Origin of the sequence: Kibdelosporangium phytohabitans (genome assembly GCF_001302585.1) — a bacterium.
Classification (GTDB): Bacteria; Actinomycetota; Actinomycetes; order Mycobacteriales; family Pseudonocardiaceae; genus Kibdelosporangium; species Kibdelosporangium phytohabitans.
The window spans coordinates 6637998-6652398 of sequence record NZ_CP012752.1; the positions used below are offsets into that span (position 1 = coordinate 6637998).

Genomic DNA, 14401 nt, shown 5'->3' on the forward strand with positions numbered 1-14401 from the left:
CGGATGTGCCACGATGGCTCACATGTCCGCGCTCCCCGAGACTCCCGGCGATGGTGCCGTGCTCAACGACTACGACACCTTCGCCGAGGCGTACACGGCTGAGACCGAAGCCAACCTCCTCAACGCCCACTACACGCGGCCCGCGATCCTGGACCTGGCCGGTGACGTGACCGGTCGGCAGATCCTCGACGCGGGCTGCGGTTCCGGACCGCTGTTCGCGGCGTTGCGTGACCGGGGTGCCGTCGTGACCGGTTTCGACTCCAGCGCCAAGATGGTGGAGCTGGCACGGCAACGGCTCGGCGGCGACGCGGCGCTGCACGTCGCCGACATCGGGAGTCCGCTGCCGTTTCCCGGCGGCGCGTTCGACGACGTCATCGCCTCGCTGGTGTTGCACTACCTGGAGGACTGGACGGCTGCGCTGGCCGAGCTGCGGCGTGTGCTGAAGCCCGGCGGCCGGCTGATCATGGCTGTCCACCACCCCATCATCTTCAAGCTGCTCGATCCCACGGCCGACTACTTCGCGACCACCCAGTGGTCTCACGAGCACACCTTCGACGGCCAGAAAGCCGTGCTCACGTACTGGCACCGGCCGTTGCACGCGATGACGGACGCCTTCACGGCGGCGGGTTTCCGGACCGCTGTCATCAGCGAACCCCCTCCGGCGCCCGGTGCCCGTCAGCTGTTTCCCGACGAGCTCGCGGCGTTCCCGTCCGGGGCTTTCCTGAGCTTCCTGTTCTTCGTCCTCGAGGCTGTCTAGGCGACCAGGTCCAGCCACGCTGTCGCGAGCACGCTGTGACCGGCCGACGTCGGGTGCACGCCGTCCTCCGCCCAGAACTCCGGCCCGGTGGTCACGCTGAGCTCGGCGAACATCCTGTCGGCCGGGATCAGGTGGGCGCCGTACTCGCCGGCGAGTTCGTGCACGGCCTGGATCTTCGGGTCCAGGTCTTCCCGCCACTGCTCGCGTTCCCGCTCCCCCACGAGCGCGGCACCGGCCTCGACGACTCCTTGGATCGGCAGGAGGAACGGCTCGATGAGGATCAGCTGTGTGCCCGCGTCGGCCAGTGGCGCGAGCAGCCGGCCGTATCCCGCCTTGAACTCGTCCGCGGGGATCACGTGCCCGTCCGGGTCCAGGGTGTGCCAGCCCAGGTCGTTGACGCCCACGAGGATCGACAGCACGTCCGGCCGCGCGTCGAGCACGTCGGCCTGCCAGCGGGCTTCGAGGTCCATCACCTTGTGACCGGCGACCGCGGTGTTCAGCCAGGTCACCGGCCTGTCCGGGTGCCGCAGGGACCACTCCCCCGCGACCCGCACCGGGTAGCTGCACGCGTACGGGTCCTCGTCGTGCGGGCGCTGGAGGTCGGTGATCGAGTCCCCGGTGAACATCACGGTGCTTGCTGGGCGGATGGTGATCGTCATGCGCTTTTCCTTTCCGGCAAAGGGAGGGGACCCGTTGGGACGGGAAGGGTCTGTCCGAGGGTGACGCGGGCCGCTCACACGGCGCGCGCACGACGCTCACACGACCTGCACGCCCGCCGGGGGCTGGATATCCTTCCGGTCGGGAACCTGGCCGCGCGGGTGCCGGTGACCACGAACAGCGCTTCGGTGCGGGTTGTGTGAGGGAGAGACTCGTTCGGTGACGGACTCTGAGGTCGAAAGATCCTGGGCGGACGTGTTCGCCGCCGGCGGTGAGGTCGGCACCGACCTGGCGGCGGTCGACTGGGCCGCGAGCCCGCTGGGCCCGCCGGCCGGCTGGTCGCAGAGCCTGCGGACGGCAGTCGGCATCCTGCTGTCGTCGCGGTTTCCCATGTGGCTGGCGTGGGGTCCGGAGCTGACGTTCTTCTGCAACGCGGCCTACCGCCGCGACACCCTCGGCCGGAAGTACCCGTGGGCGCTGGGCCGGTCGGCCCGCGAGGTCTGGGCGGAGATCTGGGACGACATCGGGCCGCGGATCGAGACCGTGCTGACCACCGGGCAGGCGACGTGGGACGAGGAGCTCCTGCTGTTCCTGCAACGCTCCGGCTACCCGGAGGAGACCTACCACACTTTCTCCTACAGCCCGCTGCGCGACGACGCGGGCATCGTGGTCGGCATGCTCTGCGTCGTCAGCGAGGACACCGGGAAGGTCATCGGTGAGCGGCGGATGGCGACGCTGCGTGACCTCGGCTCGGACACCAGCGTCGTGCGCACGCAACAGGAGACGATCGCGTTCTCCTGCGACCAGCTGGCCCGCAACCAGCGCGACCTCCCCTTCACCCTGACCTACCTGTTCCAGGACGACGGCAGCGCACACCTGGCAGGCACGACCGGCGTCCCGGCGGGGCACCCGGCCGCCGCGGGCATGGTGTCCGATGAGGACCCGGGGACGGTGTGGCCCATGCGGGGACTGGTCGAGGGCAAGTCGGTGGTGGTGCCGCTGGACAAGGCGTCGGCGGCGCGGCTCCCGAGCGGCGGCTGGCCGGACCCGCCCACGCAGGCGCTTCTCGTCCCGCTGCGGCAGTACGGGTTCCTGGTGGCCGGGCTCAACCAGTACCGGCCGCTGGACGAGGGCTACCGCGGCTTCGTCGAACTGGTCGCCGGGCACATCGCGGCGGGGATCGCGAGCGCCCGCAGCTTCCAGGCACAGCAGCGGCGTGCCGAGGAACTGGCCGAACTGGACCGCGCCAAGACCACGTTCTTCTCGAACATCAGCCACGAGTTCCGCACTCCGCTGACGCTCATCATGGGGCCGCTCGACGAACTGCGGGACCGGCTCGCCCAGCAGGACCGCCGCGTCCTCGACGAGCTGGACCTGATCAAGCGCAACGGTCTGCGGCTCGGCAAGCTCGTCAACAGCCTCCTGGACTTCTCCCGCATCGAGGCCGGGCGGATGCGGGCCGCGTACGAGCCGGTCGACCTCGCCGCCGTCACCGCCGACCTGGCCAGCGTCTTCCGGTCGGCGTTCGACCGGGCGGGACTGGCCTTCCACGTCGACTGCGGTCGGCTGCCCGAACCGGTGTACATCGATCGCGGCATGTGGGAGAAGGTGGTCCTGAACCTGCTCAGCAACGCGCTGAAGTTCACCTTCGACGGCTCGGTCGAGGTTTCCCTGCGCGCGGGCGACGGCGAAGCGGTGGTCACGGTCGCGGACACGGGTGTCGGCGTGCCGCCCGAGGAGATCCCGCGGCTGTTCCAGCGATTCCACCGCATCGAGAACACGCGGTCCCGGTCGAACGAAGGCAGCGGCATCGGGCTCGCCCTCGTGCACGAACTGGTCGGGTTGCACGGCGGCACCACGACCGCGGACAGCGTCGTGGGCAAAGGCACCCGCTTCACGATCCGGCTGCCGTTCGGCTCCGCCCACCTGCCTGCCGACGCGTTGTCCCCGGCCGCGGACGCCCCGGCCACGTCGATGACCGCCGACCCGTACGTGCAGGAGGCTCTGCGCTGGCTGCCCGGCGAGCAGAACGTCAACGACCTGGGCATCAACGTCACCCCGGCGCCCGCGTCGGCCACGGCGGTCCTGGTCGCGGACGACAACGCCGACATGCGGGAGTACCTCGCCCGTCTGCTGACCGGTGCCGGTTACGACGTCCACACCGTCACCGACGGCGTCGACGCCCTGCAAGCAGCTCGCACGCAGGCACCTGATCTCGTCATCAGTGATGTGATGATGCCCCGCCTGGACGGTCTCGCGCTGGTGTCGGAACTGCGGGCGGATCGGCGCACGGAGGCGGTGCCGGTGCTGTTGTTGTCCGCCCGCGCCGGGCAGGAGGCCTCCATCGAGGGCCTGCACGCCGGTGCCGACGACTACCTGGTCAAGCCGTTCTCCGCGGCTGAACTGCTGGCCCGGGTGCGTGCGAACGTCGAACTGTCGCGTCTGCGCACGCACCACGCGCGTTGGCGGACCGCGCTCGTCGACTCCTTGCAGGAGGCGTTCTTCGTCTGCGACGACGAGGGTGCCGTCATCGAGACCAACTCCGCGTTCACCGACATCCTCGGCTACGGCCCGGAGGGTCTGCCGTACCGGCAGCCGCACCCGTGGTGGCCGGACGAGAACACCGATCCGGAGGCCCATCGCCAGGTCACGGACGTGTTCGCCGGTCTGTCCCAGCGAAAGCAGGCCAGTCTCACCATTCCCGTCACGCACCGCGACGGCCACCGGCTGTGGATCAGCGCCACGTTCAACCCGGTTCAGGATCCCGATTCGGGACACGCCGTCACCGTCGGCACGTTCCGCGACGTCACCGCCGAGCACTACGCCATCCAGCGCGACACCGCGTTGGCCGCGCTGCACATGCGCATGTCCGCCGCGGTCAGCCTTCCGGACGCCCTGGCCGCGGCCTTGGAGCAGCTGCGGAGCCTGTGGCGCGCCGAGCGCGTGGTCGCCGTGGTCTTCGGCGAACGCAACAGGCCCACGGTGACCAGCACCGACGCGGACCGCTCGTGGAGCGACCTGGACGACGAGCACCGGACGTTCCTGACAGCGCTACGCGAACGGCCCGCGTTGAGCACGGCCAGCGGCGCCCTCGGAACGGGCATCACCCTCGACCACCCCGACGGCAGCATGGTGCTCTGGTTCGCCCCGGACGGACGGCGCCCCTTCACCGACCAGGACACCGTCCTGCTGTCCCTGCTGGGCGGTCATCTCGCTCAGGGCCTGGCCCGGGCCCGCCAGATCGATCAGCAGCGTGAAACCGCGCTCGAGCTGCAACGCGCCATCCTGGGCCCGTCCACGCTGCCCGACGGGTTCGCCGTCCGGTACGAACCGGCTGCCCGCCCGCTCAGCGTCGGCGGTGACTGGTACGACGCCGTCCACCTGCCGGACGGCAGCATCGGCATCGTCGTCGGCGACTGCGTCGGCCGCGGCCTGAAAGCCGCCGCTGTGATGGGCCAGCTGCGCAGTGCCTGCCGGGCGTTGTTGCTGCAGCACCCGAGCCCCGCACGCACCCTCATGGCGTTGGACGATTTCGCGGCGGGCATTCCCGGCGCGCGCTGCACGACCGTTTTCTGCGGCATCCTCAACCCGGAGACCGGCGTCCTGACTTACTCCAGCGCCGGGCACCCTCCCCCGATCCTCGCCCACGCCGACGGCGTCACCGCCCTGCTCGACCAGGCGAGCTCGACGCCGTTGGCCGTTCGTTCCGGCAAACCACGCCCAGCGGCGGAATGCGTCATGCCTCCCCGCACGACGTTGCTGATGTACACCGACGGGTTGGTCGAGCGGCGCCGCCAGCCGCTGACCGAGGGCATCGCCCTGGCTGCCGAGGCCGTTGTCGCGGGCCACGACTCGGCCCTCGACGACGTGGCCACGCAGCTGATGACGAAGCTGGCGCCCGCCGGGGGCTACGACGACGACGTGGCGCTGCTGCTGTGCCGCCATCCGGCCCCGCTGGACATCACCGTCCCCGCCGAACCGGCTCGTCTCGCGCCGATTCGCAGGGAACTCCGCGCGTGGTCGCAACGGTGCGGGCTGTCCGGAGAGGTCGCCCAAGCGCTGCTGGTGGTCGTCGGCGAGGCGTCGGCCAACGCGATCGACCACGGCTACCACGACATGCCGAGTGCCATGGTGCGGGTCCGGGCCGAAGCCTTGAGCGACAGGTTGCACGTGACGGTCACGGACACCGGCCGGTGGAAGACACCCCAGCCCGAGGCCAACCCGCACCGCGGGCGCGGAATCGGGTTGATGCGTGCGCTCACGCGGGAATTCACCATCAATTCAAGCCCGGACGGCACAATCGTCGACATGCACATGGGGATCGCCTGATGACGACACCGCTCACCGTGACAACCAGCCATGACACCGAAGGCGCTGTGACGCTCAAGGTCGCCGGTGAAATCGACATGACCAACAGCGATTCCTTCGCGGCCGCCATCGACGACGCCCCGGGGCGGCTCGTCGTCGACCTCTCCGGCGTCGAATACATGGACAGCGCGGGGTTGAGCGTTCTGTTCATCCACGCCGACCGGATCGAGGTGATCGTGCCCGAGCTCCTCGCGCCCGTGGTCGCCTTCTCCGGCCTGTCCGCCATGACGACCGTGCACGGCCGGCGGACCTCGTCCGGTTCAGGTCAGGAGCAGTAGCTCACTTCCCGGCCCGCAGCCGGCGCATCACCAGGAGCGCGACGTCGTCCTCCGGCGGGACGGCCTGTGTCAGGACGGACATCGCCTTGGCGGTGACCGCCTCGGCGGGTCCGGCGGTGATCGTCTCACCCAGCATCGCCAGGCCGGTGTTCAACGTCCACCCACGGCGTTCGACCAGCCCGTCGGTGAAGAAGGCCATGACCGCTTCCGGTGGAAAGGTGACCACAGCGTCCCGGCGCCGTAGGTCGTACCGCACACCGATCGGCGGGTCGGGCACCAACTCCAGCAAGCGCGTCGGCTCGCCTGCAACGGCCAGCACGGGCGGTGGGTGCCCGGCCAAGGAGATGCGGATCCGGTCGAACGCCGGGTCGACGACCGCGTACAGCACGGTGGCCATGATCCCGGCCTCGAAGTGCACGGCCTTGCGGTTGAGCTTGTCGAGCACTTCGGCGGGATCGTCGATGTCCAGCAACGCGTACGCGCGCAAGGCGCTCCTCAGCCGCCCCATGACCACCGCCGCGGGCAGACCGTGCCCGACCACGTCCCCCATGACGATGCCCCAGCGCTCACCAGGCAGTTCGAAGACGTCGTACCAGTCACCGCCCACCCGGACGTCGGCACCGGGAACGTAGCGGGCGGCGAACTCCAGCCCAGCCGGGCGCGGCAACCGGCCGGGCAGCAAACTGCGCTGCAACGCCGTGGCTGTGGCCCGCTCGGTGCGGACCACCTGCGCTTGGGTCGCCAATGCCATCCGGTCCGCCGCGAGCTCGAGCAACCTGATGTCCCGCGCGGTGAACTGACGGTGCACGAACGAGCCGACGTGCACAACGCCGACCAGTTGCGACCCGGCCACCATCGGCACGCCCAGCATCGCGTGCAGGCCCTTTTCCCACAGCAGCGGGTTGACCACGGTCGAAGCGTCGACGTGGTCGATGGTGATCGGCTTGCGTTCCGCGGCCACCCGCCCGGCGAACCCCGTACCGACCGGGAGCCGCACACCCTGCCGGATCTCCTCGTCGAACCCGGCGGAGGCGGTCGCGATCAGCTGGCCCGAGGCGTTGTCGTGCAGCAACACGGTGGCGGTGTCGACGGACAGGTGTTCCCGGACCCGCGCAAGCAGCTCCTCGAGGAGCTTCTCCAGGCCCAGGTGCGACAGCGCCGAATCGGTCACACTCTCGATCCGGCGCAGCAGATCCTCGGCGCTGGACTCCTCCGTCATGGCGCAACCCTAACGAACGGCCTTGGCCGCGGCTCGGTCCGAGCTCGAGAAGGCACCCGGCTGTCCACAATCGACCGATTCGCCCGATCAGGCGACCACGTGGCTGGAGTGATCCGCTGGGTCCGGGGGTACCCGGACCTGGCGAACAAGAGATGGAGAACCGGAGATCCGGTGGTCTCGCCGCCTTCGGGCAAGGAGAAACCGGTGCACCTTGGAGGATGGTCGCCCTGGCGCCCGGCCCCCGAGCAGAAGTGGGCGCGGACCGACGTGTGTCGAACCGTCACCGCGTCCGCCTGCGGGCGCCGGGGTGATCTCCCTGGCCGGAGCGCTGGACGCGCCGTGGGGAGCGGCGAGTTCGCCGCCCGGTCCATGTCAGCGGGTCAGGCCGCCGCCGTCAGTTCCCGGACGGCGTCCGACACGGATTCGCACTGCTCGAACACGGTGTCCAGGCCGCTGATCTCCAGCACCCGCGACACCGTCGGGTTCATGGCCGTCACGACCCGGAACCCGGCGCGCGTGGACGTGGCCCGTTGCCGGGCCTGGACCAGCAGGCGCAGCCCGGTCGATCCGCAGAACGTCACGTCCCGCATGTCGACCACGAGGCCGCGCGGGTCCGCCGCCAGCTCCTGCCACACGGCTCTTTCCACCGGCTCGAGGGTCGACATGTCCAGTTCGCCCGTGACGCGAACGACCACGACGTCGGCCTCCCTGCTGACGTCGACGGAAACCAGCTCTTCATCGTGAAAAACATCGGTGCTCATCGGGTGCTCCTCGTACGGGGTGCAACCACGGAAATCCATGCACCCGGGAAACACGGCGAACCGCCCGACCACACGAGATCGCAGCAGCGGCGTGCGACGCGCCTGGTTGCTCAACCGCGCCGACTTCTCGGTGTCTGTCTGACCCGACCGTACGACGGATCACAGGTGACCGCAAACGGCGCTGGTCACCCGGGGTGTCGCGGACGGACGGACGCCACCAGGCCGACCTGCGGGAGCATACCGGCGGCGATGCGTCGTTCCTCGGCGTCGCGAATGGTGGCCAGGACGTCGGCGGCGCGGGTGGCGGGCTCGACCCAGCGACCGCCGCGGCCGTCGATCAGGCGCCAGACAATGCTTGTGGGCACTGTGGTCAGATCAGTGCCCACGCACTTGAGCGCGTCGAGCATCGCCGAGCCCTGGTGGAGCCAATCGTGGCCGTCCACCCAGGCATCGAGCAGGTCTCCGGTGGGCAGCTCGGCGTCGAGCATGCCCGCGCTGACCAGCATCGCGCGGTTGTCGTAGAGGAAGTGCGCGGCGGCCCGGTCCACCTTCTCCCAGGCGAACTCCTCGATGACGATCTGTCCCCCCGGGGCGAGCAACGTGGCGGTGTGGGCCAGGATGTCGTCCAGGTCCTCGGCGTGGTGCAGGGAACGCGTGAACAACACGACGTCGTATTCGCCGGAGACGGCACGGATGTCGGCCTCGATGACCGCTACGCCGCGTTGCCTGGCCGCGGCGGCCATCTCCGCGTTGCGGTCCACGCCGGTCACCGTGTAGCCGAGGTCCGCCAGAGCCTTGGCCAGGGCACCACGGCCGCAGCCGGCCTCGAGGACACGGGCCGGGGGCGACGGCAGCAACGGTTTCAGGTGGACGAGTGTGTGGGGCACCGCGACGGTGGTCGGATCCATTCGGACAACCCTAGATCGCGGTCGCGTCACGAGCGATCGATTACCGGACGCGGTCTCGGAGTGCGGGTCAACCCGCAGGATGACGCGGATCGGCCCGGCGTACGACTCGGTCGGGCCCGCGATCGGGCGTTTTCGCCGCCGGGCCGCAGCACAGTACGGGTCATGATCGAGGTACTGAACCTGAGCAAGCACTACGGCGGCACGAAGACGGTCGACGATCTGTCCTTCACGGTCCGGGCCGGGCAGGTCACCGGGTTCCTCGGGCCGTGCGCTGATCGGCGGCCGCTCCTACCGTGAGCTGAAGGATCCACTTCGCGCGGTCGGGGCGCTGCTGGACGCGAAGTGGGTGCACCCGCGGCGTTCGGCGCGGGCTCAGCTGACGTGGATCGCCGCGACCAACGGGATTTCCCGTGCGCGTGTGGACGAGGATCTCGATGTCGTCGGGCTCGCGAACGTCGCCGGGCGCCGGGTGGGCGGGTTCTCGCTCGGGATGGCACAACGGCTCGGTATCGCCACCACCCTGCTCGGGGATCCGGCGGTGCTGCTGTTCGACGAGCCGGTGAACGGCCTCGACCCGGAGGGCGTCCACTGGATCCACGGGCTGCTGCACCGGCTCGCGGGCGAAGGCAGGATGACCCTGGTGTCCAGCCACCTGCTCTCGGAAATGGCGCTGACCGCACAGGACCTGGTCGCCATCTGGCGCGGGAGGTCGATCGCGCAGTGCGGGTCGGCGAGTTCGTCGACCGGGCCGGGGACAAGGCCGTGCGCGTGCGCACTTCGCGGGGCGCGGAGTTGCGTGCGCTGCTGCAACAGCGGCAGGCCTCGTTCGCCGACGACGGCGATGCCATCGTCGTGTCCGGAATGGACACCGTGAGCGTCGCCGGACTGGCTGCTGCCAACACCGAGATCGCCGAGCGGCTGTTCATCAGCGTGTCCACGGTGAAGACCCATCTCGGCCGGGTGCTGGACAAGCTGGAGTTGCGTGACCGGCCGCAGGCCGTGGTGTTCGCGTACGAGCACGGCCTGGTGACACCGTCCGGCAACGCGGGCCCAGCCTGATCAGAGCGTGAGGACGAGTTTGCCCTGGAGATGACCGCTGTCAAGCAGCCGGTGCGCGTCGGCGACGCGCTCGAACGGGAACGTCTCCTGCACGTGGACCCGGAGCTTGCCCTGTTCGACGAGGTCGACGAGCCCTCGCAGGGCGACCGGATCGGGGTCGACCGCGATGCCGGTGAAGCGCATGCCCGCCACCTCGAACTTGGCGGCGAGCTCGGTGTCCTCCTCGGCGACCGCCGTCACCAGGTGCCCCCCTGGGCGCAGCACGCCGAGCGACCGCTCGACGGTGTCGCCGCCGATCGTGTCGAGTACGAGGTCGATGCCGCGGACCGCCTCGGCGAAGTCGACCGTCGTGTAGTCGATCACCTCGTCGGCGCCGAAGCTCTCGGCGAACTCCCGTTTGCGTCCGCTGGCGGTCGTGATCACGTGCGCGCCGAGTGCTTTCGCGATCTGGATCGCGACGTGGCCCACCCCGCCGCCACCGCCGTGGACCAGGACGCGGTCGCCCGCGGTCACGCCGCCGAGGTCGACGAGACCCTGCCACGCTGTCAGCCCGACGACCGGCAACGCCGAAGCCTCGACGTGCGAGAGCGACGCCGGCTTGCGCGCCAGGTGCAACGCCGGAGCGGACACGATCTCGGCGTACGCGTTGGCGGGCCGGGGAAACAACGGCATCCCGAACACCTCGTCACCGGGCCGCAGACGCCACGTCTGCGGTGACTTCTCGACCACGCCGCTGATGTCCCAGCCGAGGACGAACGGCGGCTTGCCGATCAGGGGGAACTCGCCCGCGCGCAGTCGCGCCTCCAGCGGGTTCAGCCCGATCGCCTTGACACGGACCAGTACCTCGGTCGGCAGGGGCCGTGGCACGGGCGCGTCGACGACGGTGAGCACCTCGGGACCGCCGAGTTCCTGCTGTGTGATGACTCGCATGACTCTCCTGGCTCTGAAGGGGAACGGAATCGAGACTATGTTTCCGATGGGAACCAGCAGGTACCTTTGGCGCCATGAGCGGTTTCGGTGCCAGCGATGCTTTTCTCGCCGACTGCCCGGCGCGCACGGCGGTCGAGCTGATCGCTGACAAGTGGACAGTGGTCGTGCTCGCCGGTCTCAGCAAGGGCCCGGTGCGGCACGGCAGGCTGATCAAGCTGATCGGCGGCATCTCACGCAAGGTGCTCACCCAGACGCTCCGGCGGCTCGAATCACACGGGCTCGTCCGCCGCCACGCGTACGCCGAGGTGCCGCCCCGCGTCGAGTACGAGCTCACCCCGCTCGGAGCGACCCTGATCGACCCGATCCACACGCTGACCGAGTGGGCGCGGGCGCACGGCGACGCGGTCCTCGACGCGCTCGACGCCCATTCCGAGCCGGTCGCCCAGCACGGCTGAGTCCTCACCGCTCGTTGTCGTCAGCGACTTGCTCCCGTACGACATGCCTGAGGCCCAGCTCGGTGTAGATGGCGATCGCGTGCTCGTGGTGATGCCGTGCGGTGGCGCCGGTGGCCGCTCGGGCGAGACCGCGGTGGGCCCGTGCGATCTGTTCACGGCAACCAGTCCGGGTAGCCATGGCCAGGGCGTCGGCATGGTTGTCCCGGGCCGCGGCCTCGTGGCCGCGTGCGTGGAGGGCTTCGCCGAGTCCGTTGAGTGCCCACGATTCGCCGATGCGGTCACCGTGCTGACGGAACAGGCCGAGCGCCTGCCGGTGGTGGTTGGTGGCGTCGGACAGCCGGCCGCACAACGCCTCTGCCCTGCCCAGGCCGTCGATGGCCCACGCCTCGCTGTACTGGTGGCCGAGCTGCCCGAACAGGTCGGCCGCCTCGGTGTGCAGCTGGATGGCGTCGGCCGGCCTGCCTTCGGTGGCGGCCAGCTCCCCCATGCCGATCTTGACCCACGCTTCGCCGAAGCGGTGCCCGGCCTGCCTGTGCAGCTCCATTGCCTGCCGGAGGTGGTGCGCCGCCGATTCGCTGCCGATCCGGACTTCGACCGTGCCGAGCCGGGTCAGCATGTGCGCCTGGCCGGTGACGTCCTCAGCCTGCTGGAACAACGCCAGCGCGGTGGTGTAGTAGTCGGACGCCGGTAGGTACCGGCCGGTGCTTTCCTCGATCATGCCGACGTTGCCCACCGCGCGTGCCTGCCCAAGGACATCCGCGACCTCACCGAACAAGGAGTACGCGGCCCATATCTCCGCGGTGGCCAGCTTCGTGCGGCCCGCTTGCTTGTGTAACCCGCCCAACGCGATCCGCGCGTTGGCCTCGGCGATGTGGTCGCCGGCGGCGTGTGCCGCGTCCCTGGCGTGTCCGTTGATCGCCAGCGCTGCCGTCTCCTGGTGCCCTTCGAGGAAACGGAAAAGCAGTGCGGACAACGTCGCCGCGTGCTCGGGCCAGCCGTGTGTCGCGGCGTGGGCGACGAGGGCCTGCACAGCGGGCAGCTCGGTGTCCAGCCAGTCGCGTGCCTCGTGCGCGTCGGAGAACACGGGGATCGGATACTTCGAATCGGCAACGGAAGGTCGCCGGTGAGCCTCGCCCGGGTAGAGACAGTTCATCGCCGCGGCGATCGCGGCGATGTAGTACCGGTATGCCCCGTCGAGTGCCGTGTGCTCGTCGATGCCGTCGTCGAGTTCCGCCGCGTAGGCCTTGAGGAGGTCGTGCATGCCATAACGGTCGGAACCGGTGGCGTGAACCAAGTTCGCACGGACAAGGGCGTCCAGTGAACGCTGTGCTTGTTCGAGCGGCCGGTCGGTGATCGACGCCAGGGCGTGCGCGTCGAACATCGGCGCGGGATGACGACCCAGGACGGCGAACGCATGAGCGGCCTCGGCGCTCAGTTGCCGCAGTGACCACGAGAACACCGCTCGCACAGCGGCTCGCTGGTCACTGCCGCCGCTGAGCACATCGAGTGTGCGTTGCGCGGCGCGCAGTTCATCGACCAAACGGGACAGTGGGGTGCGTGACCGTGAAACAGCGTATTCGGCCGCCAGGCGCAAGGTCAACGGAAGCCGTACGCACCGCTCGGCGAGCGCCGCGGTCGCCTCTGGCTCGGCGTCGACACGTTCACCGATGAGCCGGTGCAGCAATGTGACCGCGTCCGCCGCGGGCAGCCGGTCCATTTCGATGCGGTGGGCGCCGTGCAGTGCCACGAGACCGGCGAGTGAGTCGCGGCTGGTGATCACGACCGCGCACATGGGCGTGCCCGGCAGCAGCGGCCGGACCTGTTCCACGCTCGCCGCATTGTCCAGCACGACAAGCATTCGCCGTGCCGCGACTTCCGTACGGAACCGGGCGGCGCGTTCGGCCGGCATGAGCGGGATCTCCGTGCCCGCGGGCAGCAACGCGGTCAGCAGTACGGCCAGCGCGTCGGTGGACGGCATCGGCTCGCCCGGGTCGTACCCGCACAGGTCCAGGTACAGCTGTCCATCCGGGAACCGGTCGCGGACCTGATGCCCCCAATGCACGACCGTTGCCGTTTTGCCCGCCCCAGCCGTGCCGGTGACACACACGACCACCGATGTCCGGGACGTCCCGCCTGTGAACCGGTCCAATTGGGCCAGTTGTTCCGCCCTGCCGGTGAACGCGGCGACGTCCGCCGGCAACTGGGCGGGTGTCACATGCCTTGGCCGCAGGTCGTGGTGCAACACTGCCTGGTGCACGGCCACGAGTTCGGGGCCTGGGTCGGCGCCGAGTTCGTCGCGCAACGCCAGCCGGATCCGCTCGTAGCGGGCCAGTGCGTCGGCGCCGCGGCCGACGGCGTAAAGCGCGCGCATCAACGCCGCGGCAGCCATTTCCTGCAACGGGTGTTCGTCGGCGAGCTCAGTCAGCCGGGCGATCGTCGCCAGCGGGTTGCCGCCACGAATCTCCGCCTCGGCCCACGCCACGACCGCGGCCACGTACTCGTGGCGCAACGCCGTGCGCGTGCGTTCCACCCAGGGGCCACGCAACCCCGCGAGCGGTTCACCCTGCCACAGCAGGAGAGCCGCACGCAGCGCGGCGGCATCGGTGGGATGATCCTGGAACGCGCTGCGGAACCGGAACACGTCGACCTGCTGCGGCCGGATCGTGATGCGGTACCCGCCGGAGTCGCGAACCACTTGCGCCCCATCGGGATCGGCCTGTTCGAGAGCACGCCGGATCCGGGTGATGTGCGCCTGCAGCGAGCGCCGCACGTGCTTGGGCGGCGCCTCGCCCCACACCCGGTCGACCAGCACGTCGACGTCGACGGTGCGGCCCGCGTCGATCAGCAGGACGGCAAGCACCGCCTGCCGTCGCGGTTCGCCGACCTCGACGGCTTTTCCGGCCGCGTGCAGGCGAACCGGTCCCAGGAGCCGGAAATCCACGTTGTCCCCCGCGGGTGGCAGTGCCCTGTCCGCATCCCCGACCGGTGCATCCTAGATCCGGCAATCCG

Annotated in this window: 10 protein-coding genes and 1 pseudogene; 5 read left to right on the forward strand and 6 right to left on the reverse strand. The window is 69.9% G+C overall.

The window, feature by feature from the left end:
• Nucleotides 1-22 precede the first annotated feature (22 nt).
• Nucleotides 23-757, forward strand: a complete 735-nt coding sequence (locus tag AOZ06_RS29965) for a class I SAM-dependent methyltransferase (protein WP_054292462.1) — start codon at nucleotides 23-25, stop codon at nucleotides 755-757.
• Here the strand turns inward: AOZ06_RS29965 and AOZ06_RS29970 are convergent.
• Nucleotides 754-1416, reverse strand: a complete 663-nt coding sequence (locus AOZ06_RS29970; RefSeq protein ID WP_054292463.1) for an SGNH/GDSL hydrolase family protein — start codon at nucleotides 1414-1416, stop codon at nucleotides 754-756. The two genes, AOZ06_RS29965 and AOZ06_RS29970, sit on opposite strands and share 4 nt — an antisense overlap.
• Before the next feature lie 217 nt (nucleotides 1417-1633).
• Here AOZ06_RS29970 and AOZ06_RS29975 point away from each other — a divergent pair, with 217 nt between their 5' ends.
• Both AOZ06_RS29975 and AOZ06_RS29980 read left to right on the forward strand, forming a co-directional pair.
• Nucleotides 1634-5743 (forward strand): SpoIIE family protein phosphatase, encoded by a 4110-nt coding sequence (locus tag AOZ06_RS29975; protein ID WP_054292464.1) that lies wholly within the window; start codon nucleotides 1634-1636, stop codon nucleotides 5741-5743.
• Entirely contained in the window at nucleotides 5743-6060 is a 318-nt protein-coding gene (locus AOZ06_RS29980) for an STAS domain-containing protein (RefSeq protein WP_054292465.1), read from the forward strand. The genes AOZ06_RS29975 and AOZ06_RS29980 overlap by 1 nt, the downstream gene beginning before the upstream one ends.
• Nucleotide 6061: 1 nt before the next feature.
• Here the strand turns inward: AOZ06_RS29980 and AOZ06_RS29985 are convergent, their stop codons facing one another.
• From AOZ06_RS29985 to AOZ06_RS59155, 3 genes are all read right to left on the reverse strand, one after another.
• Nucleotides 6062-7279 carry a PP2C family protein-serine/threonine phosphatase gene (locus tag AOZ06_RS29985; RefSeq protein ID WP_054292466.1) on the reverse strand — a complete coding sequence of 406 codons (1218 nt, stop codon included), beginning with the start codon at nucleotides 7277-7279 and terminating at the stop codon, nucleotides 6062-6064.
• Nucleotides 7280-7659: 380 nt separating this feature from the next.
• The gene (locus AOZ06_RS29990; protein ID WP_169799003.1) at nucleotides 7660-8040 is read right to left on the reverse strand and encodes an STAS domain-containing protein; all 381 of its coding nucleotides are present in this window, start codon (nucleotides 8038-8040) and stop codon (nucleotides 7660-7662) included.
• 185 nt (nucleotides 8041-8225) lie between these two features.
• The gene (locus tag AOZ06_RS59155; protein WP_054292468.1) at nucleotides 8226-8948 is read right to left on the reverse strand and encodes a class I SAM-dependent methyltransferase; all 723 of its coding nucleotides are present in this window, start codon (nucleotides 8946-8948) and stop codon (nucleotides 8226-8228) included.
• A 162-nt stretch (nucleotides 8949-9110) separates the two neighbouring features.
• On the opposite strand from AOZ06_RS59155, the pseudogene AOZ06_RS30000 reads away from it, so the two are divergent.
• Nucleotides 9111-10007: pseudogene (locus AOZ06_RS30000) on the forward strand (ATP-binding cassette domain-containing protein).
• Here the strand turns inward: AOZ06_RS30000 and AOZ06_RS30010 are convergent.
• Nucleotides 10008-10937 carry an NADP-dependent oxidoreductase gene (locus AOZ06_RS30010; protein WP_054292471.1) on the reverse strand — a complete coding sequence of 310 codons (930 nt, stop codon included), beginning with the start codon at nucleotides 10935-10937 and terminating at the stop codon, nucleotides 10008-10010. It lies immediately after the preceding pseudogene.
• A gap of 74 nt (nucleotides 10938-11011) precedes the next feature.
• Here AOZ06_RS30010 and AOZ06_RS30015 point away from each other — a divergent pair, with 74 nt between their 5' ends.
• Nucleotides 11012-11392, forward strand: coding sequence for a winged helix-turn-helix transcriptional regulator (locus tag AOZ06_RS30015; protein ID WP_054292472.1), 381 nt, complete (start codon nucleotides 11012-11014; stop codon nucleotides 11390-11392).
• A gap of 4 nt (nucleotides 11393-11396) precedes the next feature.
• Here AOZ06_RS30015 and AOZ06_RS30020 read toward each other — a convergent pair whose 3' ends face one another.
• Nucleotides 11397-14333, reverse strand: a complete 2937-nt coding sequence (locus AOZ06_RS30020) for an AfsR/SARP family transcriptional regulator (protein WP_054292473.1) — start codon at nucleotides 14331-14333, stop codon at nucleotides 11397-11399.
• Between the last annotated feature and the right edge of the window lie 68 nt (nucleotides 14334-14401).

Coding starts and splice junctions, on each gene's coding strand:
- AOZ06_RS29980 (WP_054292465.1), top strand. CDS start 5,743: ATGACGACACCGCTCACCGTGACAACCAGCCATGACACCGAAGGCGCT.
- AOZ06_RS29970 (WP_054292463.1), bottom strand. CDS start 1,416: ATGACGATCACCATCCGCCCAGCAAGCACCGTGATGTTCACCGGGGAC.
- AOZ06_RS30015 (WP_054292472.1), top strand. CDS start 11,012: ATGAGCGGTTTCGGTGCCAGCGATGCTTTTCTCGCCGACTGCCCGGCG.
- AOZ06_RS59155 (WP_054292468.1), bottom strand. CDS start 8,948: ATGGATCCGACCACCGTCGCGGTGCCCCACACACTCGTCCACCTGAAA.
- AOZ06_RS29985 (WP_054292466.1), bottom strand. CDS start 7,279: ATGACGGAGGAGTCCAGCGCCGAGGATCTGCTGCGCCGGATCGAGAGT.
- AOZ06_RS29965 (WP_054292462.1), top strand. CDS start 23: ATGTCCGCGCTCCCCGAGACTCCCGGCGATGGTGCCGTGCTCAACGAC.
- AOZ06_RS30010 (WP_054292471.1), bottom strand. CDS start 10,937: ATGCGAGTCATCACACAGCAGGAACTCGGCGGTCCCGAGGTGCTCACC.
- AOZ06_RS29990 (WP_169799003.1), bottom strand. CDS start 8,040: ATGAGCACCGATGTTTTTCACGATGAAGAGCTGGTTTCCGTCGACGTC.